This window comes from uncultured Caulobacter sp., from assembly GCF_947036865.1.
Lineage (GTDB): Bacteria > Pseudomonadota > Alphaproteobacteria > Caulobacterales > Caulobacteraceae > Caulobacter.
In genome coordinates this window covers 60,910-84,573 of the sequence record NZ_CAMQSF010000014.1, presented here as the reverse complement: position 1 = coordinate 84,573, position 23,664 = coordinate 60,910, and the positions used below count along the sequence as shown (strand labels likewise).

The 23,664-nt window shown below is 69.3% G+C and carries 22 protein-coding genes and 1 pseudogene; 16 read left to right on the top strand and 7 right to left on the bottom strand.

What is annotated here, in order from left to right; translation table 11 throughout:
- The 3 genes and pseudogenes from Q0V34_RS10405 to Q0V34_RS10395 all read left to right on the top strand — a co-directional run.
- Positions 1 to 396 (top strand): annotated as a pseudogene (locus Q0V34_RS10405) (hypothetical protein); the annotation flags it as partial.
- A 20-nt stretch (positions 397 to 416) separates the two neighbouring features.
- A complete protein-coding gene (locus Q0V34_RS10400) occupies positions 417 to 812 on the top strand; it encodes a hypothetical protein (RefSeq protein ID WP_297511414.1) in 396 nt (131 codons plus the stop codon).
- A gap of 151 nt (positions 813 to 963) precedes the next feature.
- Positions 964 to 1,470 (top strand): single-stranded DNA-binding protein, encoded by a 507-nt coding sequence (locus tag Q0V34_RS10395; RefSeq protein ID WP_297511412.1) that lies wholly within the window; start codon positions 964 to 966, stop codon positions 1,468 to 1,470.
- Between the two features lie 96 nt (positions 1,471 to 1,566).
- Here the strand turns inward: Q0V34_RS10395 and Q0V34_RS10390 are convergent, their stop codons facing one another.
- Positions 1,567 to 2,601 carry an aldo/keto reductase gene (locus Q0V34_RS10390; protein ID WP_297511411.1) on the bottom strand — a complete coding sequence of 345 codons (1,035 nt, stop codon included), beginning with the start codon at positions 2,599 to 2,601 and terminating at the stop codon, positions 1,567 to 1,569.
- Between the two features lie 23 nt (positions 2,602 to 2,624).
- A complete protein-coding gene (locus Q0V34_RS10385) occupies positions 2,625 to 3,791 on the bottom strand; it encodes an MFS transporter (RefSeq protein ID WP_297511409.1) in 1,167 nt (388 codons plus the stop codon).
- A 108-nt stretch (positions 3,792 to 3,899) separates the two neighbouring features.
- Between Q0V34_RS10385 and Q0V34_RS10380 the strand changes: the two genes are divergently transcribed.
- From Q0V34_RS10380 to Q0V34_RS10360, 5 genes are all read left to right on the top strand, one after another.
- Entirely contained in the window at positions 3,900 to 4,826 is a 927-nt protein-coding gene (locus Q0V34_RS10380; protein WP_297511407.1) for a LysR family transcriptional regulator, read from the top strand.
- A 173-nt stretch (positions 4,827 to 4,999) separates the two neighbouring features.
- Positions 5,000 to 5,368, top strand: a complete 369-nt coding sequence (locus Q0V34_RS10375) for a hypothetical protein (protein ID WP_297511405.1) — start codon at positions 5,000 to 5,002, stop codon at positions 5,366 to 5,368.
- 56 nt (positions 5,369 to 5,424) lie between these two features.
- Positions 5,425 to 6,657, top strand: a complete 1,233-nt coding sequence (locus Q0V34_RS10370; protein WP_297511403.1) for a TolC family protein — start codon at positions 5,425 to 5,427, stop codon at positions 6,655 to 6,657.
- Between the two features lie 11 nt (positions 6,658 to 6,668).
- Positions 6,669 to 7,847, top strand: a complete 1,179-nt coding sequence (locus Q0V34_RS10365) for an efflux RND transporter periplasmic adaptor subunit (RefSeq protein ID WP_297511401.1) — start codon at positions 6,669 to 6,671, stop codon at positions 7,845 to 7,847.
- Positions 7,848 to 7,880: 33 nt separating this feature from the next.
- Positions 7,881 to 11,123 carry a CusA/CzcA family heavy metal efflux RND transporter gene (locus Q0V34_RS10360; protein WP_297511399.1) on the top strand — a complete coding sequence of 1,081 codons (3,243 nt, stop codon included), beginning with the start codon at positions 7,881 to 7,883 and terminating at the stop codon, positions 11,121 to 11,123.
- A 135-nt stretch (positions 11,124 to 11,258) separates the two neighbouring features.
- On the opposite strand, the gene Q0V34_RS10355 is transcribed toward Q0V34_RS10360, so the two are convergent.
- Positions 11,259 to 11,795, bottom strand: a complete 537-nt coding sequence (locus tag Q0V34_RS10355; RefSeq protein ID WP_297511398.1) for a GNAT family N-acetyltransferase — start codon at positions 11,793 to 11,795, stop codon at positions 11,259 to 11,261.
- 322 nt (positions 11,796 to 12,117) lie between these two features.
- Between Q0V34_RS10355 and ppdK the strand changes: the two genes are divergently transcribed.
- From ppdK to Q0V34_RS10320, 7 genes are all read left to right on the top strand, one after another.
- Positions 12,118 to 14,805 (top strand): pyruvate, phosphate dikinase, encoded by a 2,688-nt coding sequence (gene ppdK / locus Q0V34_RS10350; protein ID WP_297511396.1) that lies wholly within the window; start codon positions 12,118 to 12,120, stop codon positions 14,803 to 14,805.
- 58 nt (positions 14,806 to 14,863) lie between these two features.
- The gene (locus tag Q0V34_RS10345; RefSeq protein WP_297511394.1) at positions 14,864 to 15,301 is read left to right on the top strand and encodes a DoxX family protein; all 438 of its coding nucleotides are present in this window, start codon (positions 14,864 to 14,866) and stop codon (positions 15,299 to 15,301) included.
- Positions 15,302 to 15,352: 51 nt separating this feature from the next.
- Positions 15,353 to 16,024, top strand: coding sequence for a cyclopropane-fatty-acyl-phospholipid synthase family protein (locus tag Q0V34_RS10340; protein WP_297511392.1), 672 nt, complete (start codon positions 15,353 to 15,355; stop codon positions 16,022 to 16,024).
- Positions 16,025 to 16,109: 85 nt separating this feature from the next.
- On the top strand, positions 16,110 to 17,024 hold the full coding sequence (locus tag Q0V34_RS10335; protein ID WP_297511391.1) for an APC family permease: 915 nt from the start codon (positions 16,110 to 16,112) through the stop codon (positions 17,022 to 17,024).
- On the top strand, positions 17,015 to 17,482 hold the full coding sequence (locus Q0V34_RS10330; protein ID WP_367272056.1) for an amino acid permease: 468 nt from the start codon (positions 17,015 to 17,017) through the stop codon (positions 17,480 to 17,482). Before Q0V34_RS10335 ends, Q0V34_RS10330 begins: the two co-directional genes overlap by 10 nt.
- Before the next feature lie 110 nt (positions 17,483 to 17,592).
- Positions 17,593 to 18,051, top strand: a complete 459-nt coding sequence (locus tag Q0V34_RS10325; RefSeq protein WP_297511387.1) for a heme-binding protein — start codon at positions 17,593 to 17,595, stop codon at positions 18,049 to 18,051.
- Between the two features lie 11 nt (positions 18,052 to 18,062).
- A complete protein-coding gene (locus Q0V34_RS10320; RefSeq protein WP_297511385.1) occupies positions 18,063 to 18,977 on the top strand; it encodes a DUF4861 family protein in 915 nt (304 codons plus the stop codon).
- Between the two features lie 97 nt (positions 18,978 to 19,074).
- Here the strand turns inward: Q0V34_RS10320 and wrbA are convergent, their stop codons facing one another.
- Positions 19,075 to 19,674, bottom strand: coding sequence for an NAD(P)H:quinone oxidoreductase (gene wrbA / locus Q0V34_RS10315; RefSeq protein WP_297511383.1), 600 nt, complete (start codon positions 19,672 to 19,674; stop codon positions 19,075 to 19,077).
- Positions 19,675 to 19,764: 90 nt separating this feature from the next.
- Entirely contained in the window at positions 19,765 to 20,463 is a 699-nt protein-coding gene (locus Q0V34_RS10310; RefSeq protein WP_297511381.1) for a pirin family protein, read from the bottom strand.
- A gap of 127 nt (positions 20,464 to 20,590) precedes the next feature.
- Here Q0V34_RS10310 and Q0V34_RS10305 point away from each other — a divergent pair, with 127 nt between their 5' ends.
- Positions 20,591 to 21,490 carry a LysR family transcriptional regulator gene (locus tag Q0V34_RS10305; RefSeq protein WP_297511379.1) on the top strand — a complete coding sequence of 300 codons (900 nt, stop codon included), beginning with the start codon at positions 20,591 to 20,593 and terminating at the stop codon, positions 21,488 to 21,490.
- A 16-nt stretch (positions 21,491 to 21,506) separates the two neighbouring features.
- Here Q0V34_RS10305 and Q0V34_RS10300 read toward each other — a convergent pair whose 3' ends face one another.
- Together Q0V34_RS10300 and Q0V34_RS10295 are read right to left on the bottom strand one after the other, a co-directional pair.
- The gene (locus Q0V34_RS10300; protein WP_297511377.1) at positions 21,507 to 21,989 is read right to left on the bottom strand and encodes a hypothetical protein; all 483 of its coding nucleotides are present in this window, start codon (positions 21,987 to 21,989) and stop codon (positions 21,507 to 21,509) included.
- A gap of 49 nt (positions 21,990 to 22,038) precedes the next feature.
- Positions 22,039 to 23,634 carry an ice nucleation protein gene (locus Q0V34_RS10295; RefSeq protein WP_297511375.1) on the bottom strand — a complete coding sequence of 532 codons (1,596 nt, stop codon included), beginning with the start codon at positions 23,632 to 23,634 and terminating at the stop codon, positions 22,039 to 22,041.
- Between the last annotated feature and the right edge of the window lie 30 nt (positions 23,635 to 23,664).

The window sequence follows — 23,664 nt, the reverse complement described above, 5'->3', positions numbered from 1 at the left end:
GACGAAGCCGGCATCGCCGCCGCGCTCGCCGAGCGCCGTGAGGCCCGCGCCGCCCAGTCGGCGGCAGCCGCCGGGACGGCTGGGGCCGCCGGGACGGCTGGGACCGCCGCGGCGACGCCGTCGACGCCGGCCAGCGCCTCGACCGCCGCGCCGCTGGGCGCCTGCTGGCGCTACGCCGGCAACGAATGGCGACGTCTGCCCGGCGACATCACGCTGAACGCCTGCGCCCAGCAACTGTTCGGCGGCCGCTGCGAGAAGACCGGCGGCGCGACCTACGGCCGCTGGGGCGAGGAAACCTTGCGGCTGGTGCCTGGCCGCGTGGAGGTCTCCTCCGACAACCGCACCTTCCGCGCCGCGTTCGATCAGGGACCGAACTGCTCTATCCCGAACGGCTGATTGGTTTATAAGTGTAATCCATGCGCAAGATCGTCCTCGCCGCCGCCGTCCTCGCCGTCTCGGGCCTCGCGCTCGCCGGTTGCCAGAAAGAAACCAAGGCGCCGTTCGACAAGGGCGTCTGTTTCTACCTGGCCAAGAACAAGGATGGGTCGCTGCGCTTCAATCCGGTGGCGCACAACGTCCCGCAGATGGAGGAGTGCGCCGCGACCCTGGAGGGCACGCGGGTTCGCTTCCAGCGCCTGGGCATGACGACCAACAGCATGATCGGCTCGTACCAGGGCTCCTTTATCTTCATCGAGAAGGAAGGCATTTACGTCGGTCAGACGCTGGAGGGGCCGCGCTACATGTCGCTGGTGCGCACCGGCGACGGCCGCTTGGCCGTGCCGGGCGCCATCCGCCGCGTTCCGGCCCAGTAGCGGGTCGGCGGGCGACATTCGTCCGTCCACAGCCGTTACCGTCGTCCACAAGAACATATTGAGAACAAAACTTGCGTCGGCGCGACGCCTTCGTTAACGTCCGGCTTCAGATTCCGGCGCGAGGGTCGCCGGGCGAGAGCAAGGTCAAGCGATGGCGGGCAGCGTCAACAAGGTCATTCTGGTCGGTAACCTCGGGGCCGACCCCGAGATCCGCAGCCTGGGTTCGGGCGACCGCGTCGCCAATCTCCGCATCGCCACCTCGGAAACCTGGCGCGACCGCACCAGCGGCGAACGCAAGGAAAAGACCGAATGGCACCGCGTCGTGATCTTCAACGATAACCTCGTGAAGGTCGCCGAGCAGTACCTGCGCAAGGGCTCGACGGTTTACATCGAGGGCGCTCTGCAGACCCGCAAGTGGACCGACAACACCGGCCAGGAGAAGTACTCCACCGAGATCGTGCTGCAGAAGTTCCGCGGCGAACTGACCATGCTGGGTGGTCGCGGCGACAGCGCCGGCATGTCCTCGGGCGGCGGCGACGAGTACGGCGGCGGCTATTCGGGCGGCGGCGGCTCCAATTTCGGCGGCGGCCAGCGCAGCCAGCCCAGCGGCCCGCGCGAGAGCTTCTCGGCCGATCTGGACGACGAGATCCCGTTCTAGGGTCGAACAAGGTCTGGGACGAAAGTGGCGGCCGGTCCCTTTGTGGAGCCGGCCGCTTCCGGTCGCGCCGCCCGGGATGCTCGCTGGGTGTCAGCGCTAGACCAGCGGCGGGCTTAGCTGTTTGAAGCCGCCCTCGCGCCAATAGGGATAGTAGGGGTAGGGCGGAGTCGCGGCGCTGGCCGCGTCGAGCCGCGCGACCTGCGCCGCGCTCAACCGCCAACCGACCGCACCAAGGTTCTGGCGCAGCTGCTCCTCGGTGCGGGCGCCAATGATGACGCTCGACACGGTCGGACGCCGCAGCAACCAGTTGATCGCGATTTGAGGGACGGTCTTGCCCGTCTCGGCGGCGATCGCCTCGAGTTCATCGATCACGCGATAGAGCCGAGCCTCGTCCACCGGCGGCCCGGCGTCGGCGGTTAGGTGCAGCCGGCTCGTCTCGGGCAACGGCTGGCCACGGCGAAGCTTTCCCGTCAGACGCCCCCAGCCGAGCGGGCTCCAGACCAAGGCGCCGACGCCCTGGTCGGCGGCCAAGGGCATCAGCTCCCATTCGTAGTCGCGACCGACCAGGGAGTAGTAGGCCTGGTGCGCGACATATCGAGGCCAACCCTGGCGATCGGCGGCGGCGAGCGACTTCATCAGCTGCCAGCCGGAGAAATTCGACGCGCCGACATAGAGCACCTTGCCCGCGCGAACGAGATCGTCGAGGGCCGCGAGGGTCTCCTCGACCGGCGTCGCCGCGTCGAAGGCGTGCAGTTGCAGCAAGTCGATCCGGTCGGTGCGCAGGCGCTTCAGCGCGGCCTCGACGCCGCGGGTCAGCCGCAGCCGCGAACTTCCCGCCTCCCAGGCGCCGTCTCCGGTCGGCAGGCCGAGCTTGGTCGAGATCAGCGCCTGGTCGCGACGCCCCTCCAGGGCCGCGCCGAGAATCTCCTCGGAGGCGCCGTTCGAATAGACATCGGCGGTGTCGAAGAGGCTGAGGCCGGCCTCCAGGCAGATGTCGACCAGGCGGCGCGCGCCGGCGACATCGGTGTCGCCCCAGGCCGAAAACAGCGGTCCCTGGCCGCCGAACGTTCCCGCGCCGAAGGCCAGGACGGGAACCTTGAGACCTGAGCGGCCAAGGCTGCGGTATTCCATTGAGGATCTCCTGTTTTGAAGGTTCAGGCGAGCTTGGCCGGCGCCCGGCGCTCGAGGAGGAGGCTGAAGACGGCGAGGGCCAGGGCCGCGAGGGGCGCGCACGCGGCGACGAGGGGGATGGTCGAAAGACCCAGGCCGTGGTCGATCACCGCGCCGCCGACCCAAGCCCCTAGGGCGTTGCCGAGATTGAAGGCCGCGATGTTGAGGCTGGAAGCCAGGCCTTGGCCCGCGCCGCCCGCGTGCGAGAGCACGCGCAGCTGCAACGGGGCGACCGTGGCGAACGCCGCCGCCCCCAGCAGGAAGGCGACGATCACCGCCCCGGTGGGGCTTCGAAAAGCCAGGGTCGAGGCGGCCATCACCAAGCCCAGAAGCCCGAGGCTGCCCAAGAGCGCGACGTCCAGGCGTCGATCGGCCCAGCGACCGCCCAGCAGGTTCCCCGCGACCAGCCCGGCGACGAAGATCAGCAGCACCGGCGACACCGCCGCCTTTGAGAACCCCGCCAGCTCGGTGAGGATCGGCTGGATGTAGGTGAAGATCGCGAAGACGCCGCCAAAGCCCAGCACGGTCATCAGCAGGCCGAGCCGCACCAGCGGTCGTGCGAGGACGGCGAGCTCCTCGCGCAGCGGAGCCGGTTCCGGCGCCGATCTGTCGGCGGGGACCAGGAAGGCCAGGGCGGCCAAGGCCAACACGCCGACGCCGGTCACCGCCCAGAACGTCGCGCGCCAACCGAAGGCCAGGCCCAGCCAGGCGCCGAACGGCACGCCCAGCAGCGTGGCGATGGTCAGGCCGGTGAACATGATCGAAATCGCCGAGGCCTTGCGCTCGGGCGCCACGAGCGAGACCGCGACGAGCGCGCCGACGCCGAAGAACGTACCGTGCGCCAGGGCCGTGATCAGGCGGGCGGCCATCAGCACGCCGTAACTGGGCGCGATGGCGGCCACGGCGTTACCGACGGTGAAGATCGCCATCAGCGCCAGCAGGGTCATCTTGCGCGGCAGGCGCCGGGTCAGAAGCGTAAGCATCGGCGCGCCGACGAACACCCCCAGGGCGTATCCGGTCGTGAGCTGTCCAGCCTCGGAAATCGAGACTCCCAGATCGGTCGACACCTGGAGCAGCAGCCCCATGACGATGAACTCGGTGACGCCGATGCCGAAGGCGCCGACGGTCAGGGCGTATAGGGCGAGGGGCATCGGCAACTCTCTGGCGTTCGGTTAGAAACCGGCAGGCCGTCAGATAGCGCCGAGCTGACCGGTGAATTAGATTGCCGGAAGGAACTTCACCTGTGATTTGGGGGAACAATGCCGCGCCAGGAGATCAATCGCTCCGGTGAAATGGAGGTCTTCGCCCGGGTCGTGGAGGAGGGCGGCTTCAGCGCCGCGGCGCGATCGCTGTCCATGACCCCCTCGGCGGTCAGCAAGCTCGTCGCGCGACTTGAGGCCAGGCTCGGCGCGCGGCTGGTGGCGCGGTCGACGCGCAAGTTGCAGCTGACCGCCGAGGGTTTGACCTTTCACGAGCGGGCCCTGCGGGTCTTGGCCGATCTCGACGAGGCCGAGCGCTCGGTCGCCGCCTGCGCCGTCCCACGCGGGCGGTTGCGGATCAATTCCAACGTTCCGTTCGGGCTGCATCACCTGCTGCCGCTCGTGCCTCGGTTCCGCGCCGCCCACCCCGAGGTGCAGGTCGATGTCACCCTCACGGACGAGGTCGTGGATCTTCTGGAGGAACGCGCGGAGCTCGCGATACGGGTCGGGCCGCTACGCCCCTCGCAGCTGGTCGCGCGCAAGCTGGGAGACAGTCGCATGGTGCTGGTGGCCTCGCCCGACTACCTCGCCCGTCGCGGCGCGCCGGCCCACCCCGACGCGCTGGCCAGCCATGAGCTCGTGGTCTTCAATTTCGCGCGCCACTGCGACCAATGGCCATTCCTCGAGGCGGGGCGGCGGACCTCGCGGCCGGTCCATGGAACCGCCATGGTCGGCGATGGCGAGAGCGCGCGACGGCTGGCCTTGGCCGGAATGGGGATAACCCGGCTATCGATGTTTCATATCGCGCCCGACATCGCCGCCGGCCGGCTCGTGCCGGTGCTGGAGGCGTTCAACCCCGGCGACGTCGAGGCGCTCAGCGTCGTCTATGTCGGTCACGCCGGTCCGCTGCCGGCGCGGGTTCGAGCCTTCATTGATTTCCTGGCGGCGGAAGCCGACGTGAACTGGCCGATGGGACGCCAGCCCTAGAAGCCTTGAACGGGACTCGCCCCATCCTGAATTCGAGAGGCCCGAGCTCGGATCGACCGGGGTCATCGCGGCGCCGCGAGGTCGCGGGCGTCGACCGCTAGACGGTCAGAGGCGTGAAGCCGTGATTATGTAACACATTCTAATCTGGAGGCGTCGCGGCTATACGGGGGCTCATGGCTTCGGTGGCGACATGGCTGAGGAACGCGTCGGGAGCGCTTTGCGCGCTGCTGCTGCTGGCCTTCACGATCGTTCCGTCGTTCGACTCGATCGTCTGCGGATCCGAGCAGGCTCCCGGCGTCAGCGCCCAGGTGGGCGCTGGCGACGCGGCGATCAGCCAAGATCACGGCGCCAAGTCCCAGCATGGAAAGGCCGGCGCCGAGGCTTGCGCGCACGGGCACTGCCATCATGGCGCGTCCGCCGCGCCCGCCGTTAGCGCCAAACTCGCGGCGAACGCGATCCTTTCATTGACCCTGGCGCCGGGCGCCAGCGGCGTTCCGCCGTCCAACCCGCCCGACGGCCCGGAGGAACCGCCCAGAGCCTGACGAGACCGCGCCTTCGCGCGCCAACCTTCTCGTCAAAACAGATTCTGGGACTTTCCATGTTTTCCCGACATGCCCGCCCCGCCGTCATCGGCGCGGTCGTGGTCCTTGTCGGCCTGGGCGCGCCGCCGCGCGTCCTCGCCGAACCCCTGACCCTGGCCGACGCCCTGGCGCGCGCCCGGGCCGGCTCACCGCTCGTGACCGCCGCTGAAGCCGCCGTCGCCGCCGCCGAAGGCCGCGCCCGGCAGGCCGGACGTCCGCCCAATCCGGAGGCCGGGCTGCAGTCCGAGAACTTCGCGGGATCGGGCCCATACGGCGACTTCAGATCCGCCGAGACCACGCTGTCCGTCAGCCAGCGCTTGGAACTCGGCGGCAAGCGCCGCGCGCGCCAGACGGCGGCCGTCGCCGAAGTCGAGGTCGCGCGGCTGGGCGTCTCCATCGCCCGGGCGGATCTCGATCAGGAGGTCGCGGTTCGCTACGCCGAGGCCCTCGCCGCGCGTGATCGTCTGACGCTGGCTCGTGAAACGGCCCAGCGCGCCGAGAGCCTCTCGAAGGCGGCGGCGACCCTGGTGGAGGCGGGGCGGGAGCCGCCGCTTCGCGCCATGCGGGCCGAGGCGGTCAGCCGAGAAGCGGCCGCCGCGGTCACCGCCGCCGAGGCCGAAGCCGTCGCCGCGCGCCGCGCGCTCGTGACCTTGTGGAACGAGGCGACCGAAGCGGTCGAACTGGTCGAACCGGCGGCCGCGCCGGTCGTCGTCCCTCCGGCCCTAGTCGACCCCGCCGAGACCCTCGATGTCCGCCTCGCAAGAGCCCATCGACTCACCGCGCGGGCGGTGATCGATCGCGAAAGGGCGGCGGCTCGCCCCGACCTCACGGTTCAGGCGGGCGTGCGCCGGTTCGAACAGACCGGCGACAGGGCCCTCGTCGTCGGCTTCTCGGCACCTATCCCGGTGTTCGACCGCAACCAGGGGGCGGTGGCCGCGGCGCGGGCCGACGCCGCGGCGGCAGAGGCCAGGGAGCGACTGGCTCTCGCCCGATCGGTTCGGGCGCTTCGCGACGCCCGGGCCTCTTTGGTCGCGGCCGACGCGCGGCTGGATGCGCTGCGGGGCAAGATCCTGCCGCAGGCCAGAACGGCCGTGGACCTGGCGAGGCGGGGCTTCGAGGCGGGGAAGTTCTCCTTGCTCGACGTCCTGGACGCCCAGACGGCCCTGATAACCGCCCAAACCGATCTGATCGCCGCGCGCCTCGAGCGCGCCAAGGCGCTGGCCGCGCTCGAACGCGTCGCCGCCCAATAGGAAAGCTCATCATGCAATCCAACGACAGAAAGACACTGCTCGCGGCCGTGGCCGTCAGCAGCCTGCTGGCCGCCAGCGTCGGCGCGCTGGCCGGCAAGACGCTGTTCGCCGGGCCCGCCCGGTCGGAACCCGCCGCGCGGACCAAGGCAGGCCACGCCGACGAGAAGCCGCATATTGGCATGACCGCCGAGCGGATCGCCGCCGACGGCATCCAGGTGCTGACCCCGGCTCCCGGCGGGCTCAACGCCGCTATTTCCGCGCAGGCCCTGGTCGCGGCCACGCCCGACGGCGTGGCGACGCTGGCCGCGCGCGCCGACGGCGCGGTCACGCGGATCAACAAGCGCCTGGGCGACCCCGTCGTCGCCGGCGAGGTGATCGCCACGATCGAGAGCCGAGACGCGGCCGCCATCAGCGCCGAACGCAGCGCCGCCGCCGCCAAGGCCGCCGCGGCGCGCCAGGCCCTCGCCCGGGAGCGCAAACTGTTCGAGGCGCGGATCACCGCGCGCCAGGATCTCGAAGCCGCGGAGGCCGAGGCCGTGATCGCCGAGGCCGAGCTGCGTCGCGCCACCAGCGCGAGCGCGGCGGCGGGGGTCAGCCGCGATGGCCGCGGCTTGGCCGTCACGAGCCCGATCTCGGGGCGCGTCACCGCCGCCAGCGCGACGCTGGGCGCCTATGTGACGGCCGGCTCCGAGCTTTTCCGCGTCGCCGCTCCCGGACGCGTGGAGATCCAAGTCGCGTTGCCCGCCGGCGATGCGCGACGCGTCAAGCCGGGCGATCCGGCGGAGATCGAGACCGCCGAGGGCGCCGTGCCGGCCTCGGTGCGCGGCGTGACGCCGGGCCTGGACGCGCGGAGCCGTTCGGCGACGGCCGTTCTGGCCCTGAAGGGCCCGGCGCCAGCCCTGGCGCCGGGCCAAGCCTTGCGGGTCCGCATCACGCCTCGTCGCGGCGCTGTCGCGGCGAGCGGCGGCCTCGCCGCGCCCGACGAAGCCGTGCAAGCGGTCAATGGCGCGGATGTCGTCTTCGTTCGCACCCCGAAGGGTTTCGAGCCGCGGCCGGTGCGGGTCGGCCGCCGAGGCGCCGGCCAGGTCGAGATCGTCTCCGGCCTGCGCGTCGGCGAACGGATCGCCGGCAAGGGCGCCTTTCTGCTGAAGGCCGAACTCGGCAAGGGGGAGGCCCGCCATGACGACTAAGGCTCATCTGGTGGAACGTCGGGAGAGCGTCCGATGATCGGCCGCATCCTCGATCTCTCCGTCCGCTTCCGCTGGGCCGTCATCGCCTTGGTCGCGCTGGTCGCCGGCCTGGGCGTCTACAACCTCGCGCGCCTGCCGATCGACGCGGTGCCCGACATCACCAACAAGCAGGTGCAGATCAACACCGTCGCCGGAACCCTCGCGCCCGCCGAGGTGGAGAAGCTGGTGACCTTCCCCGTCGAGACGGCGATGGCCGGCATCCCGGGCCTGGAGTCGACGCGGTCGATCTCGCGCAACGGTTTCTCGCAGGTCACCATCGTCTTCAAGGAAAAGACCGACATCTATTTCGCGCGCCAGCAGGTGGCCGAGCGCCTGACCCAGGCGCGCCAGAGCCTGCCGGCCGGCGCCGAGCCCGCCATGGGCCCGATCTCGTCCGGACTGGGCGAGGTTCTGATGTGGACGGTCGCTTTCGAGCATTCGGCGGGCAAGGGCGCCGGGCGCCGGGATGGCGCGCCGGGCTGGCAATCCGACGGCGCATACCTGACGCCCGCCGGCGAGCGCCTGGCCGATCCCACCGCTCAGGCGGCCTATCTGCGCGAAGTGCAGGACTGGATCGTGCGGCCCCAGATGCGGACCGTTCCCGGCGTGGCTGGCGTCGATTCCATCGGCGGATTCGAGAAGCAGTTCGTGGTTCAGCCGGATCCCACGCGCATGGCCTCGCTGGGCGTGTCGTTCGCGGATCTGGCCAAGGCCCTGGAAGCCGCCAATCTGGCGGTCGGCGCCGGCTTCGTCGAACGGGGCGGGGAGGCGTTTCTGGTCCGCGCCGACGCGCGCGTGCGCACGGTCGAAGACATCGCCAACGCCATCGTCGCCGCGCGCGAGGGCGTGTCGGTTCGGGTGCGGGACGTGGCCCTGGTCAAGATCGGCGGCGGCTTGCGGACCGGCGCGGCGTCCGAGAACGGCGAGGAGGTCGTGGTCGGCACCGTCCTGATGCTGACCGGCGAGAATAGCCGCGCCGTGGCCGCCGCGTCGGCCGAAAAGCTCACCGAGGTCGCCAGGAACCTGCCGCCGGGGATCAAGGTTCAGATCACCTACGACCGCTCCAAGCTGGTCGGCGCCACGATCAAGACCGTCGAGAAGAACCTCGCCGAGGGCGCGCTGCTGGTGATCGTGGTGCTGTTCCTGCTCCTCGGGAATTTCCGCGCCGCCTTGATCGCCGCCCTGGTGATCCCGCTCTCCATGCTGATGACCGCCATCGGCATGAACAGGCTGGGCGTTTCGGGCAACCTGATGAGTCTGGGCGCGCTGGACTTTGGCCTGATCGTCGACGGCGCGGTCATCATCGTCGAGAACGCGCTGCGTCGCCTGGCCGAGCGCCAGCACCACGAGGGCCGGCTTCTGACCTTGTCGGAGCGACTTTCCGAAACCCGGGAAGCGGCCCGCGAGATGATCGCGCCGACCGTCTACGGCCAGGCGATCATTCTTCTGGTCTATGCCCCGCTGCTGACCTTCACCGGCGTGGAGGGCAAGACCTTCTCGCCGATGGCGATCACGGTGATGCTGGCCCTGGCCGGGGCTTTCGTGCTGTCCCTGACCTTCATCCCGGCCATGATCGCTCTGCTGATCCGAGGCCGGGTCGCCGAGAAGGAGGTCGCGCCCGTCCGCTGGGCCAAGGCTCGCTATGAGCCCTTGCTGCGCAAGGTGATGGCGCGCCCGCTGCCGGTGATCATCGCCTCCGCGGCCGTCTTCGCCGCCGCCGCCGTGACCTTCGCGTTTCTGGGGCGGGAGTTCACGCCGCAGCTCGACGAGAAGGACATGGCCATACAGGCCTTACGCACTCCCTCGACCTCGCTGGAGCAGTCGCTGCGCATGCAGCGGCGTATCGAGCGGGTGATCGCCGGCTTCCCGGAGGTGGCGTTCGTCTATTCCAAGACCGGCACCGCCGAGGTCGCCAGCGATCCGATGCCGCCCAACGCCTCGGACGCCTTCGTCATCCTCAAGCCTCGGACGGCGTGGCCGAACAAGCGTGAGACCAAGGCCCAACTGATCGGCCGCATCGAGGCCAAGCTGGCGGGGCTCACGGGCAACGCCTACGAGTTCAGCCAGCCAATCCAGATGCGCTTCAACGAACTGATCGCCGGCGTGCGCGGCGATGTCGCGATCAAGGTCTATGGCGATGATCTCGACGCGATGACCAAGACCGCGGAGGAGATCGCCACGGTCCTGCGCGAGGTGAAGGGCGCGGCGGACATCAAGGTCGAGCAGACCTCGGGCTTCCCGACCCTGGACGTCCAGCTCGATCGCGACGCCATCGGCCGCTACGGCCTGACGGTGGAGGAGGTCGCCGACACCCTGGCCGTGGCGATGGGCGGCCGCGAGGCTGGCCTTGTCTTCCAGGGCGATCGCCGTTTCGACATCGTGGTGCGTCTGCCGGACGCCAGCCGCGACGATCTGAACGCGGTCGGCGCCCTGCCGGTCATGCTGCCGGTCGGGGGCGGGACGCGCGCCTCCGTGCCGCTGCGCGACGTGGCCAAGTTCTCGTATTCGGAGGGCCTCAACCAGGTCAGCCGTGAGAACGGCAAGCGACGCGTCGTGGTGCAGGCCAATGTTCGCGGCGCCGATCTTGGGGGCTTTGTCGGCGAGGCGCGCGCGAGGGTCGACGCAAAGGTCAAGCCGCCGCCCGGCGCTTGGCTGGTCTGGGGCGGGCAGTTCGAGAACCTGAAGGCCGCTCAAGCGCGACTGGCGCTGGTCGTGCCGCTCTGCTTCCTGCTGATCTTCGGCCTGTTGTTCATGGCCCTGGGCGGACTGGCGCCGGCCGCGGCGGTGTTCTCGGCCATTCCGCTGGCCCTGGCCGGCGGCGTGTTCGGTCTGGCGCTACGCGGGATCCCCTTCTCGGTCTCGGCCGCGGTGGGCTTCATCGCATTGTCCGGCGTGGCTGTGCTGAACGGCCTCGTGATGGTGACCGCCATCCGTCAGCGCCTGGCGTCGGGCTTGGCGTTGGAGGCGGCGATCATCGACGGCGCCATGGAACGCCTGCGGCCCGTGATGATGACGGGCCTCGTCGCCTCCCTGGGCTTCGCGCCCATGGCCTTGGCGACCGGCACGGGCGCGGAGGTCCAAAGGCCGCTGGCCACCGTCGTCATCGGCGGCCTGATCACGGCCACGGCCCTGACCCTGTTCGTGCTGCCGGCCATCTGCCGGTTCGTCCTGCGCCAAGCGAACGCGACGGGAGGCTCGCGACAGCCGTCATCGTCTACCGGGGGTGGCGACGCATGACCGTGCCAAGAGCGGTGGCGGCCAGCGGCCGCCCGTGAGGACGGCGGCGGGCGATTCACAGCGGTCGCCCGCCGTTTTTCCTTCGGCTGGATGGAGACCGGCCTCCGGCCGCCCCCCAAATCGCCCGCCGGACGCTCAAGCGAGCAGGGCCTCGGGTTCGGCCCACCTGTACCGGACGACGTCCACCTCGCGGCCGCCGGGGACCGTTTCCCGATACCGCGCGATCTCGACGCCGCCCTTGCGCCGGTAGAAGCCGAGGGCCGAGGCGTTGGGCGCATAGACCTCCAGGTGCAGCGGCGCGCCGGCGTGGTCCTCGACCAGCCACCGCGCGGTTTCGGCCAGCAGGCGCGAGCCCAGCCCGCCGCCCTTGCGTTCAGGCGCCACGTGCAGGTTGTCGAGCAGGGCGCCGACCGTGGGGTTCAGTCGGAACGAGGCGTAGGCGAGGGCGATGGGCGCGCCGTGCTCGATCGCGGCCAGGATCAGATCCTGGCCGGCGTCGAAATCGGCGAAGCGCGCCCGCCAGCTTTCGCGCGACACCGCGAACAACGCGTGATCAAGATAGGCGTCGCCGTAGAGCCCGCGATAGGCCGCCTGGCGACTGCGCGTATGCAGGTCGGCGATGGCGTCGGCGTCCTCAAGCGACGAGCCGAGTCGAACGATGCGGGGCTCCATGGCGCCCAGTTGAGAGCCATCGCGGCGCCGACGACAAGTCGCTTCAATCATCCGCGATCGGCTCGAATGGTGATTTCGCCACGCGTTCGGGCGCGTCGCGGCCAAGGCCTCAAGTTGGACAACGTTGTCATTGGAATTATTTGCCAAATTCTCGCGTTAGCCTCGGGAACGCGAAGCGCCAGTGGACGCGTTCTTGACCGAAGTGCTACTGAGGCCCCCGGATATTGCACTGCGGGATTTCAATAAAGCAGCGCTGTTCCAAGGCGAGACGACTCCCAAAGAGGGGCGCGGCCTTTTCACTTATCGCAGGGTGAATTCAAAGATGCCGGTTGAGACGCTGACCAAGGCCCGTTGGGTTTATGCTTTCGGCGGAGGCGGCGCTGATGGCGACGCCTCGATGAAGAACCTTCTGGGCGGCAAGGGCGCCAATCTGGCGGAGATGTCCTCGCTGGGCCTGCCGGTCCCGCCCGGCTTCACGATCACGACCGAGGCCTGCGTCCACTACTACGCCAACGGCAAGCAATATCCGGCCGAGCTGGCCGAGCAGGTCGCGGCGGGTCTGGCCAAGGTCGAGGAGATCACCGGCAAGACCTTCGGCGATGTGACCAACCCGCTGCTGGTCTCGGTGCGCTCGGGCGCGCGGGCCTCGATGCCGGGCATGATGGACACGGTCCTGAACCTCGGCCTCAACGACGAGACCGTCGAGGGCTTGGCCAAGCTGTCGGGCGACCGCCGCTTCGCCTATGACAGCTATCGCCGCTTCATCCAGATGTACTCGAACGTCGTGCTGAACCTCGAGCACCACATGTTCGAGGAGATCCTGGACGACCACAAGGATCGCCTGGATGTCCATGTCGATACTGGTCTCACCGCCGACGACTGGGCCGAGGTCATCAAGGACTACAAGGCCGCCGTGTGCGACCAGCTGGGCAAGCCGTTCCCGCAGGACGCTCAGGAACAGCTGTGGGGCGCGGTCGGCGCGGTGTTCGCCAGCTGGATGAACGACCGGGCCAAGTTCTATCGCCGCATGCACGACATCCCCGAAAGCTGGGGCACGGCGGTGAACGTCCAGTCGATGGTGTTCGGCAATATGGGCGACACCTCGGCGACCGGCGTCGCGTTCACCCGCAACCCGTCCAACGGCGACAACCGTCTCTACGGCGAGTTCCTGATCAACGCCCAGGGCGAGGACGTGGTGGCGGGCATCCGCACGCCGCAGTCCCTGACCAAGGCGGCCCGCGAGGAGATGGGCGACGTCGCCCCTTCGATGGAAGAGGCGATGCCCGAGGTGTTCGCCCAGTTCAAGTCGGTGGTGGAGACGCTGGAGCGCCACTACCGCGACATGCAGGACATCGAGTTCACGGTGGAGCAGGGCAAGCTCTACATGCTGCAGACCCGCAACGGGAAGCGCACGGCCAAGGCCGCGCTGAAGGTGGCGGTCGACATGGCGGCCGAGGGCGTGATCAGCCGCGACGAGGCCGTCGGCCGCGTCGAGCCCGCCTCGCTGGACCAGCTGCTGCACCCGACCATCGATCCGACCGCCCATCGCGACGTGATCGCCGTCGGTCTGCCGGCCTCGCCCGGCGCGGCGACCGGCAAGATCGTCTTCGACAGCGACGCGGCCGAGAAGGCGGCCGCCGCCGGCGAGAGCGTCATCCTGGTCCGGGAAGAGACCTCGCCGGAAGACATCCACGGCATGCACGCGGCCAAGGGCATCATCACGGCCCGGGGCGGCATGACCAGCCACGCCGCCGTCGTGGCGCGCGGCATGGGCCGTCCCTGCGTCTCGGGCGCCGGCGACGTGGCCATCTTCGCCAAGGAAGGTCTGTTCCGTGTCCGTGGGCGCGAGTTCAAGGCCGGCGAGATCATCACCATCGACGGCTCGACCGGCGAGATCCTGGCCGGCGCGCCGAAGATGATCGAACCCGAGCTGACCGGCGACTTCGCCACCCTGATGGGCTGGGCCGACGAGGTTCGCCGCCTGAAGGTCCGCGCCAACGCCGAGACGCCGCTGGACGCCAAGACCGCCCGCCAGTTCGGCGCGGAAGGCATCGGCCTCTGCCGCACAGAGCACATGTTCTTCGACGACACCCGGATCGCCGCGGTGCGCGAGATGATCCTGGCCGACGACGAGAAGGGCCGTCGCGCGGCCCTGGCCAAGATCGCGCCGTTCCAGAAGGCCGACTTCGTCGAGCTCTTCACGATCATGGAGGGCCTGCCGGTCACGATCCGCCTGCTGGATCCGCCGCTGCACGAGTTCCTGCCGCACACCGAAGAGGACGTGGAAGCCGTGGCCCAGGCCACCGGTCTCGACGCGGCCAAGCTGCTGCGCCGGGCCAAGGAGTTGCACGAGACCAACCCGATGCTGGGCCACCGCGGCTGCCGCCTGGGCGTCTCCTATCCCGAGATCTACGAGATGCAGGTCCGCGCCATCCTCGAGGCGGCCTGCGAGATCGCCAAGTCGGGCAAGCAGGCGCCCGTGCCGGAGATCATGCACCCGCTGGTCGCCAAGGGCGAGGAGATGAAGTACCTGCGCGACCTGACCGACCGCGTCGCCAGGGCGGTGCTGGAAGAGCAGGGCGTGGACCTCAAGTACACTGTCGGCACGATGATCGAGCTGCCTCGCGCGGCCCTGCGCGCCGGCGACCTGGCCGCCAACGCCGAGTTCTTCAGCTTCGGCACCAACGACCTGACCCAGACGACGTTCGGCATCAGCCGCGACGACGCCGGCAAGTTCCTGGGCGCCTATATCGACAAGGGCATCTTCGAGAAGGACCCCTTCGTCAGCCTCGACCAGGACGGCGTCGGCGACTTGATCCGCATCGCCGCCGAACGGGGTCGCGCGGCGCGTCCGGACGCCAAGCTGGGCATCTGCGGCGAGCATGGCGGCGATCCGGCCTCGATCGCCTTCTGCGAGAAGGTCGGCCTCGACTACGTTTCGTGCTCGCCCTACCGCGTGCCGATCGCCCGTCTGGCGGCGGCCCAGGCCGCCCTGGCCCACAACGGCTGACGGAACGGGCCGTCCAGCTTGGGCGTTGGCCTTCGGGTTTCTCCGAAAGGCGCGCGGAATGGACGGTTCCTCCCTGGTCCTGCTGGACGGCGCGCTATTGATCGCGCGCCTGGTGGTCGGCCTGATGTTCGCGACGTCCGGCTGGATGAAGCTGACCCGCGCCGACCGGCGCCAGGCGATGCTGCAAAGTCTCCGCGAGGGCGGCATTCCGGCCGCCGAGCCGATGGCGCGTGTCGTCCCGGCCTTCGAACTCGCCGCCGGCGCCTTCCTGGTCCTGGGCCTGGCCACGGGGCTGGCGGCGCTGGCGCTTCTGACGATCAGCGCCGTGGCGCTCGTGACGGTGACGGCCAAGGACGTTCTGGGCGAGGGGCCGTGGGTGCTGCGGATATCCTCTCTGCTCTACGCCCCCGAGACCCTGCTGGTCGCCTTGACGGCGCTGCTGATCGCCGCCGGTCCGGGCGCGCTGTCCTTCGACGCGGCGCTCGCCCGAAGCTAGACAGGCCGGCCCCGCGCCCCTATCCGAGACCCAGGGATGGGGGAATGGTCGATGGCCTATCTGCGTTGGCGCCGGTTCACCGAACTGCTGTCGCTTGATCGCCCCTGGCTGGGCGAGCTCTTCATGCGCAAGCGCCACAAGCCGATCATCGCCGCGCCCGCCGAGAAGTGGGACGCCGAGTATCAGGCGGGGGTCTACGACCGGCTCACCCGCTCCGAGCAGCGGCATCACCATCGCCTGCTGGCGGCGATGATCGCCGATCGCTGGCCCAATCCGCGCGTGCTGGAGATCGGCGCGGGGGAGGGGGTCTTCTATGAGGCGCTCCGCGCCCATCGGCCGGCCCGCTATGTCGGGGTCGACTTCTCCAGGCCCGCCATCGAGCGGGGCGAGACGCGCCTCGCGCCCGAGATCGCCATTGGCGAGGTCAAGATGCTGCTGGGCGATGGCCGGACCTTCGAGACGGACGAGACGTTCGATGTGGTGGTCTTTTCCGAATGCATCGAACATCTCGGCGAGGTGGAGGCGCTCGTCGCCCATTACCGGCCCAACCTGAAGGTCGGCGGCGCGATCGGTCTCACCATGTGGCTGGCCTTGAAGCCTCTGCGCCTTTGGCATCGGTTGAAGACGATGGGCGAGGTGCTTGACGAGGCGGTGATCAATACGCCCTGGGGCGGCGGCTGGCTGGTGGCGGTCGTGCAGCCGGAGACGCGTTCGAACGCTTGAGCCATTGACGCTTGAAGCGTGGCTGTGAACCTGCCTAGCCTCGACCCCGGCGGATGCGGCGGCGCGTCCCGTCGGGGGAATGGGGATGGCGAACCTCGAAACCGCCGAGCGCGAGCTCGAGGCGCTGGGCTATCGGCAGGAGCTGAAGCGTTCCCTAAGCTTGGCCGATCTGGTGGTCTACGGCCTGATCTTCATCGGGCCGACCGCGCCGTTCACGGTCTACGGCTTTGTCTATAACGCCAGCCATGGCATGCCGCCGCTCGTCTACGCGGTGGGTCTGGTGGCGATGACCTTCACCGCGCTGAGCTATCTGACCATGTCGCGGGAATTCCCGCTGTCGGGCTCGGTCTATGCCTATGTCGCGCGCGGGGCGGGCGCCTTCGCCGGGTTCCTGGCGGGCTGGGCGATCCTGCTGGACTACATCCTGCTGCCGACCCTCTCCTACATCATCGCCGCCACGGTGCTGCATGTGCTGTTTCCGGTCTTGCCCAAGATCCCACTGATCCTGGGCTTCATCGTCGCCATCACGGCGGTCAACCTGGCCGGCCTGGAGGCCGCGGTCTGGGTCAATCGCCTGCTGCTGCTGGCCCAGGTCGCGCTGCTGGTCGCTTTTCTGGGCTTCGGAACGTGGGCCTTGGCCCACGGCGTGGGCGGCGCGCGCCTAAGCCTCGCGCCGCTTTTCCAGCCGGAGGCCCTATCGCCTCACCTCATCTTCGGGGCGCTGTCGCTGGCGGTGCTGAGCTTCCTCGGCTTCGACGCCGTCTCGACCCTGGCCGAGGAGGCCAAGGGCGGAGCGCGCCATGTGGGCGTCGCGACCATCCTGTCCTTGGTGCTGGCGGCGGCGCTGTTCATCGGCCAGACCTATCTGGCCAGCCTCTTTGTCTTGGGCCACCCCCGTTCGCGGAAGGCGACGCGGCGGCGACGGCGTTCCTGCTGGTGTCCGAGACGATCGGCGGGCCAGGCTTCCGACTGGCCATTTCGCTCGGCGGCATGGCGCTAGGGGCTCTGGCCGGGGCCGGCGTCGCCCAGGCCTCGGCGGCGCGGATCCTCTACAGCATGGGCCGCGACGGCCAGATGCCGAGGTTCCTGGCGCACGTCAGCGGCGCGCGGAAGATCCCGGATCGCGGCGTCCTGCTGATCGCCGGGATCACCACCGTGACCGGGCTGCTCTTCAGCGAACGGCTGGAACAGCTGACCTCGCTCGTGACCTTTGGCGCGCTCGCCGGCTTCCTGGCGCTGCATGTCTCGGTGATCCTGTATTTCCGGGCGGGCCTGAACGGCGGGAGCCTATGGCGCCACCTGATCGCCCCGGTCCTGGGCGCGGTGATCATCGGCTACGTGCTGCTGAACGCCGATCCGATGGCCAAGCTGGGCGGTCTCGTCTGGCTGGGATTGGGCGTCGCGGTCGCCCTATGGCTGCGGTGGCGCGGACGCTCCCTGGCGCTCCAGGAGGTCTGATCGGGGAGGCCAGGATCTGGACTATCCAATTTCCGGTCCCGGGTATTTTTGGATAGACCAATTTGGCTGGCGCGCTATATCCAGAAGCAAGACTTCTGGGAGGAAGCGGAATGCTGGCGATCCTGGTCATGGCGACGGGCTTGGCGGCCGCGCCTGAACCGCGTCCACTCACGTTGCCGATCGCGACCGAACTGGCCAAGACCGCGATCGCCGCCTGCGCCGCCAGCGGGGCCCATGTCTCCGCCGCCGTGGTGGACGCGCACGGCAATGTCCTGGCGGTGCTGCGCGACGAACAGAGCCCCAAGCCTCCGATCGCCGCGCCGCGCAAGGCCAACGCCGCCGTCGTCTTCGATCAGCCGGGCAGCGTCATGGAGCCACGCCAGAAGACCGACCCCGATTTCGCCGCCAAGATCGCCGCCGATCCGGATTACCTGAACCCGCATGCCGGCTCGCTGCCGCTGCACGTCGGAACCGCTGTCGTCGGCGGCCTAGCCGTCGCCGACACCACCCACGAGACCGCCGACCAGTGCGCTCGCGCCGCCTTGGCCAAGTTCCCGCAATTCCACTGAGAGCGCGTCCGATGAAGAAGACCCTCGCCGTCCTCGCCGCCCTGTCGCTGGGCGTTTCCGCCGCCGCGGCGCAGGAGCACGCGCCCGGCAAGATGCTGGAAAAACCCGACGCCGAGGGTCAGAAGCCCCGCGCCACGGTGAGCCTGGCGCCGTACCGGTTCAACGACATCCTGTGGGAGAACGACCGCACCGCCCACCGGATCTACGGCAAGCCGCTGGAGGAGAACGAGCCGCCCTCGACCTCCGGCATCGACGCCTGGGGCAAGAAGGTGCGTTGGCCCTTCATGGAGCGGCAACTGAAGACCGGCGACCAGCACGCCTTTCATGGCGAGGGCCTGGACTTCTACGACGTCGGCACGGCGCGCGGCGCCGGCGGGCTGGGCATCTGGTACGACAACAAGCTCTGGACCTCCCGGAACTGGAAGTCCTGGAAGCTGATCAAGAATGGCCCGGACGTGGCGTCGTTCAGCGTCGACTACGCGCCTTGGCCCGTCGATGTGGGTCGCAAGGTCTGGGAGACGCGGACCTTCACCCTGCCGCTGGGCACGAATTTCACGCGGATGGTCTCGACCATCAACTCGGACAAGCCGGGTCCGCTGATCGTCGGCATCGGCATCTCCAAGCACAAGCACCCCGGCGGCCCGGGGGTGCTCAAGAAGGATCTGGCCCCTGGTCGCGTGACCTACTGGGAAGGCGCCGAGCCCGAGAAGGGCTCGATGGGCATCGCCCTGATGGTCGATCCCAAGCAGCTGGTCGAGGTGCGCTCGGACTTCGACAATTATCTGGTGCTGATCAAGGTCCAGCCGGGCCAGCCGTTCGTCTACTATATGGGCGCGGCCTGGGATAAGGGCCTGGACTTCCATTCGGCGGCCGAGTGGGACGCCTATGTGACGTCGCAGACGCCGGACTTCGATCCCAAGCACTAGCTGAAACGAAAACCGCCCCGGGGCGGGGAGCCTCGGGGCGGTTCGTGGGTCGCCCGCCTAGCGGGAGGGGCGCGGGCGACCGGCTACGGCTCTGGGATCAGCCGTGCAGCTTGAGGGCCGTTTCGGCGATCTTGCGGCCTTGGTAGCGCGCGCCGACCAGTTCGTTGTCGGTCGGCTGGCGCGAGCCGTCGCCGCCGGCGATGGTGCTGGCGCCGTAGGGGCTGCCGCCGGTGACTTCGTCGAGGGTCATCTGGCCGGCGTGGCCATAGTCCATGCCGACGATCACCATGCCGAAGTGCAGCAGGTTGGTGATGATCGAGAACAGCGTCGTTTCCTGGCCGCCGTGCTGGGTGGCGGTCGAGGTGAAGGCGCCGCCGACCTTGCCGTTCAGCGCGCCGCGCGCCCACAGGCCGCCGGCCTGATCCAGGAACGCGGCCATCTGCGAGGCCATCCGGCCAAAGCGCGTGCCGACGCCGACGATCACCGCGTCATAGTTGGCCAAATCCTCGACCGTGGCGATCGGGGCTTCCTGGTCGAGCTTGAAGTGGGCCTTCTGGGCGATTTCGAGCGGCGCGGTTTCCGGCACGCGCTTGATGTCGACCTGGGCGCCGGCTTCGCGCGCGCCCTCGGCGACGGCCTTGGCCATCGTCTCGATGTGGCCGTACGACGAGTAGTAGAGAACGAGAACCTTGGCCATGATGGCCTCCTTGCTGAGGGGTGTTCGGGGAGGAAACGGAGCGCGAGCCTAAGGCTTGCCCGCGCCCCTTTCTTGTAAGGTCTGGCCGCGTCAGGCGGCGTCGACCAGCACCAGTTCGGCGTCTTCCAGGGCGGTGACGGTGACGATCTCCTCGTCCTTGATGGCCGCGCCGTCGCGGGCGTTCAGATGAACGCCGTTGACCTCGACAACGCCCACCGCCGGAACGAGATAGCCGCTGCGGTCCTTGCCCAGGGCGTAGGTGGCTGTCTCACCGGCCTTCAGCGTCGCGCCCAGCACGCGGGCGTCGGTGCGGATCGGCAGGGCGTCGGCGTCATCCTTGAAGCCCGAGGCCAGGGTGACGAACTTGCCCGACCGGTCGCCCTTCGGGAAAGGCTTGGCGCCCCAGGACGGCGCGCCGCCGAACGACTTCGGCTCGATCCAGATCTGGAAGATTCGGGTGGTTTCCGGCTCCAGATTGTACTCGGCGTGGCGGATGCCCGAACCCGCGCTCATCACCTGGACGTCGCCGGCCTCGGTGCGGCCCTTGTTGCCCAGGCTGTCCTGGTGGGTGATAGCGCCGTCGCGGACATAGGTGATGATCTCCATGTCGCTGTGCGGATGCGGCGGGAAGCCGGTGTTGGGCGCGATCTCGTCGTCGTTCCAGACCCGCAGGGCGCCCCAGTTCATGTTCTGGGGGTCGTAGTAGCTGGCGAACGAAAAGTGGTGCTTGGCCTTCAGCCAACCGTGGTCGGCGCCGCCAAGCTTATCGAACGGTCTGCGGTCGATCATGGCTTCTACCTTTCTAACGCTCCGGAGCGCCGCGTCGGCGCGTCCTGTTGAGGAGAAGATAGTCGCCAGGATGAGATCATAAATAGAAACTGTTGAAACTCATTGTTTCCAGAAATACGATTTCGGGATGTCCAAGCTCCCGGATCTCGAAGGCCTCGCCGTTTTCGCCAAGGTGGTCGAGCTGCGGTCCTTCGCCGCCGCCGCCGACGACCTGGCCATGTCCAAGGCCACTGTCTCCAAGGCGGTGACCCGGCTGGAGGAGCGGTTGGGCGCGCGGCTCTTCAACCGCACCTCCCGGCGCCTGGCCCTGACCGACGCCGGCCAGTCCCTGGTCGAGCGCGCCGCCCGCGTGCTGGCCGAGGCCCAGGCCGCCGAGGAGGAGGCGTCCAGCCAGTCCTCGGCCCCGCGCGGCGTGGTGCGGCTGGCCGCGCCGATGTCGCTGGGCATCACCACGCTGGGTCCCGTTCTGCCGGCGTTCCTGGACGCCTATCCCGAGGTGTCGGTGGAACTGCACCTGTCGGACGCCACCGTGGACCTGGTGGGATTGGGCTTCGATCTGGCCCTGCGCGTCGCGGCCTTGCCCGACAGTTCGCTGGTCGCGCGCCGCCTGCGGACGATCAAACGCCACGTCGTCGCCGCGCCCGCCTATTGGGACAAGAACGGCCGCCCGACACATCCGGCGGGCCTCGCCGATCATCGGGGCCTGACCTACGGCCATCAGTCCACGCCAGAGACCTGGCGCTTCCAGAAGGCGAACGGCGAGGAGGCGGCGGTGCGGCCCAGGTCGGTGCTGCGCGCCAACAACGGCGACGTGATGGTGCCCGCGCTGGTCGCCGGGGCCGGGGTGGCGGTGCTGCCGGACTTCATCGTCGGCGACGCCTTGGCGGCCGGCCTGCTTGAGGAGATCCTGACCGACTGGACCTCGGCGCCGATCGCGCTGCACCTGGTCATGCCCCCCGGCGGGCCGAGACCCGCGCGGGTCGACGCCCTGGCCGCCTATCTCACCCGGACCTTGGGCCGGGCGTAGAGCTCGGCGAGCCTCGCTACCGCACGCGGCGGAATGTCAGACTCTGGTCCGGCGGCCCTGGGATGCCGTCGACATCCTGTTCGACCCGCAGGGTGTCGGGATCGGACAGCCAGACCCGCATCGACTGCTTGCGTCCGGTCTTGTTGGTGGTGACGGCCGTTATGGCGTTCCGGCCCTCGCGCCGGACGGTGATCTCGACGATCTGCGTATTGACGACGGCCTTGACGGGCGTTCCGTCCAGCGGCGCGTCGGCGAACTGAAGGGCGGCGAGACCGGCCTCGTCCTCCTCGATCAGCGTCCAGGCCAGGCTCTTGCCGTCGTCCTTGGTGATGTCGACCTCGGCCGCCGTCGGGGCGGGACCGGTCAGGGCCTCGTTGAAGCGGGAGGCCTTCAGGTCGATCGTCCAGCGGCCGGCGGCGCCGATCGGCCCCGTCTGGGCCAGGGCGGGCGCGGCGGCCAGGAGGCCGACCGCGAGGAGGGCGTAGGCGACACGGGCCATGGAAGCCTCCGGCTTGCGTTTCGATCAGACGCCCGCGCTGGCGCGCTGTCTAGAGGCTTTCCACCTGGGCCGGCGTGAAGGCCCCGACCTGCAGCGGCGTCATCGCCGCCAGGTTCGTGGTCGACAGCCAGTCCAGCTGGGTCACGGTCAGGCCGGGAATCTGGGCGGGCAACAGATAGCCGATCTGGGAGGTCGTCAGGCCGGCGATCACCGTGGTCGACAGCGAGCCGAGCTGAGTCGCGGTCAGGCCCTGCACCTGGGTGGCGCTGAGCTGGGCGAAGGCGGTCGGCGAAAGGCTGCGCATCTGGAACGCCGACAGCCCCTTCAGCGTCGAGGGCGTCAGCGCCGAGACCTGCGACGTCGACAACGCCGCCAGATCGGTCACCGAGAAGGCGCCGAGCTGGCTGGCGGAAAGGGCGCCGATCTGGGTCGTCGAGAACTCGCCGATGTCCGTGGTGGTCAGGGCGCCGATCTGGGTGGCGGTGAGTCCGCCGACCTGGGTCGTGGAAAGGGCCTGGACCTGGGCAGCGCTCAGGCCCGACAGATTGGCCGCCGACAGCCCGCCGATTTGCGTCGCCGTCAGGCCTTGCACCTGGGTGGCGCTCAGCTCGGCGAAGTCGGTGGCCGACAGCCCGCCGATCTGCGTACTGGTCAAGCCGCCGAGCTGCGTCGCGCTCAAGCCCGCGATCTGGCTGGCCGTCAGGGCGTTAAGGTTGGTCGTCGACAAGGCGCCGAGCTGGGAGGCGGTGAAACCCGCCACCTGCGTCGCCGTCAGCTTGCCGAAATCGGTCGCGCTGAGCGCGCGGATCTGGGTCGCCGTCAGCGCCGCGATCCGGGTCGCGTCGAAGGCCGCGATCTGGGTGGTCGACAGCGCGCCCAGACCCGTTCCGCTGAGGCCGGCCAACTGCGTCGTGGTCAACGCCGCGACCTGAGCGTTCGAGAGGGTGGCGGTCTGGTCGCGGGTGAGGCCGCCCAGCTGCGTCGCCGACAACAGCGAGACATCCGTCCCGAGGCTTCCAATCTGATCGCTCGACAGGGCGGCGACCTGGCTAGGCGTCAACGCCTTGAGCTGGGTGTCGGTCAGCGCGGCGAACTGCTCTTCGTCCAGCGCCGGGATCAGGGTCGCGGGCAGGGCGGCGATCTGCGACGCCGAAAACGCCTGGATCTGATCGGGCCAGAGCTCGCCCAGGTCATCGGCCGACAGCGCCCCGATCGTCGTGGCGCCGAGCTGGGTCAGCTGGGTGGTGTCCAAGGCCGCGATCTGGGTGGCGTCCAGCGCGCTGAAGTGCGTGCCGTCGAGAGCGCCGACCTGGGCGGCGCTCAGCGCGTCCAGGCGCGCGGCGTCCAGCTTGGCCAGCTGGGTGGAGGTCAGGGCGTTGAGCTGGGCGCCGCTGAAGGCCGCCAGCTGGTTGACGTCGAAGATCAGGTTCGGGGCGAAGGCGGGGATCTGCGTCGCCGTCAGGCCCTTGACCGCCGTGTTGGACAACGCGGAGACCTGGGACGCCGAAAGGCTGCCGATCGCGGTGTTCGAGATCGCGGCGACCTGGGTGCTGGCCAAGCTTCCCAGCTTGGTGGTCGACAGGTGCGTGATCGTGGTGGCCGACAGGGCGGCGATCTGGGCTGCGGACAGGTACGAGATCGGCACTGACGTCGAGCCCCCGAGGTTCGCGATGCG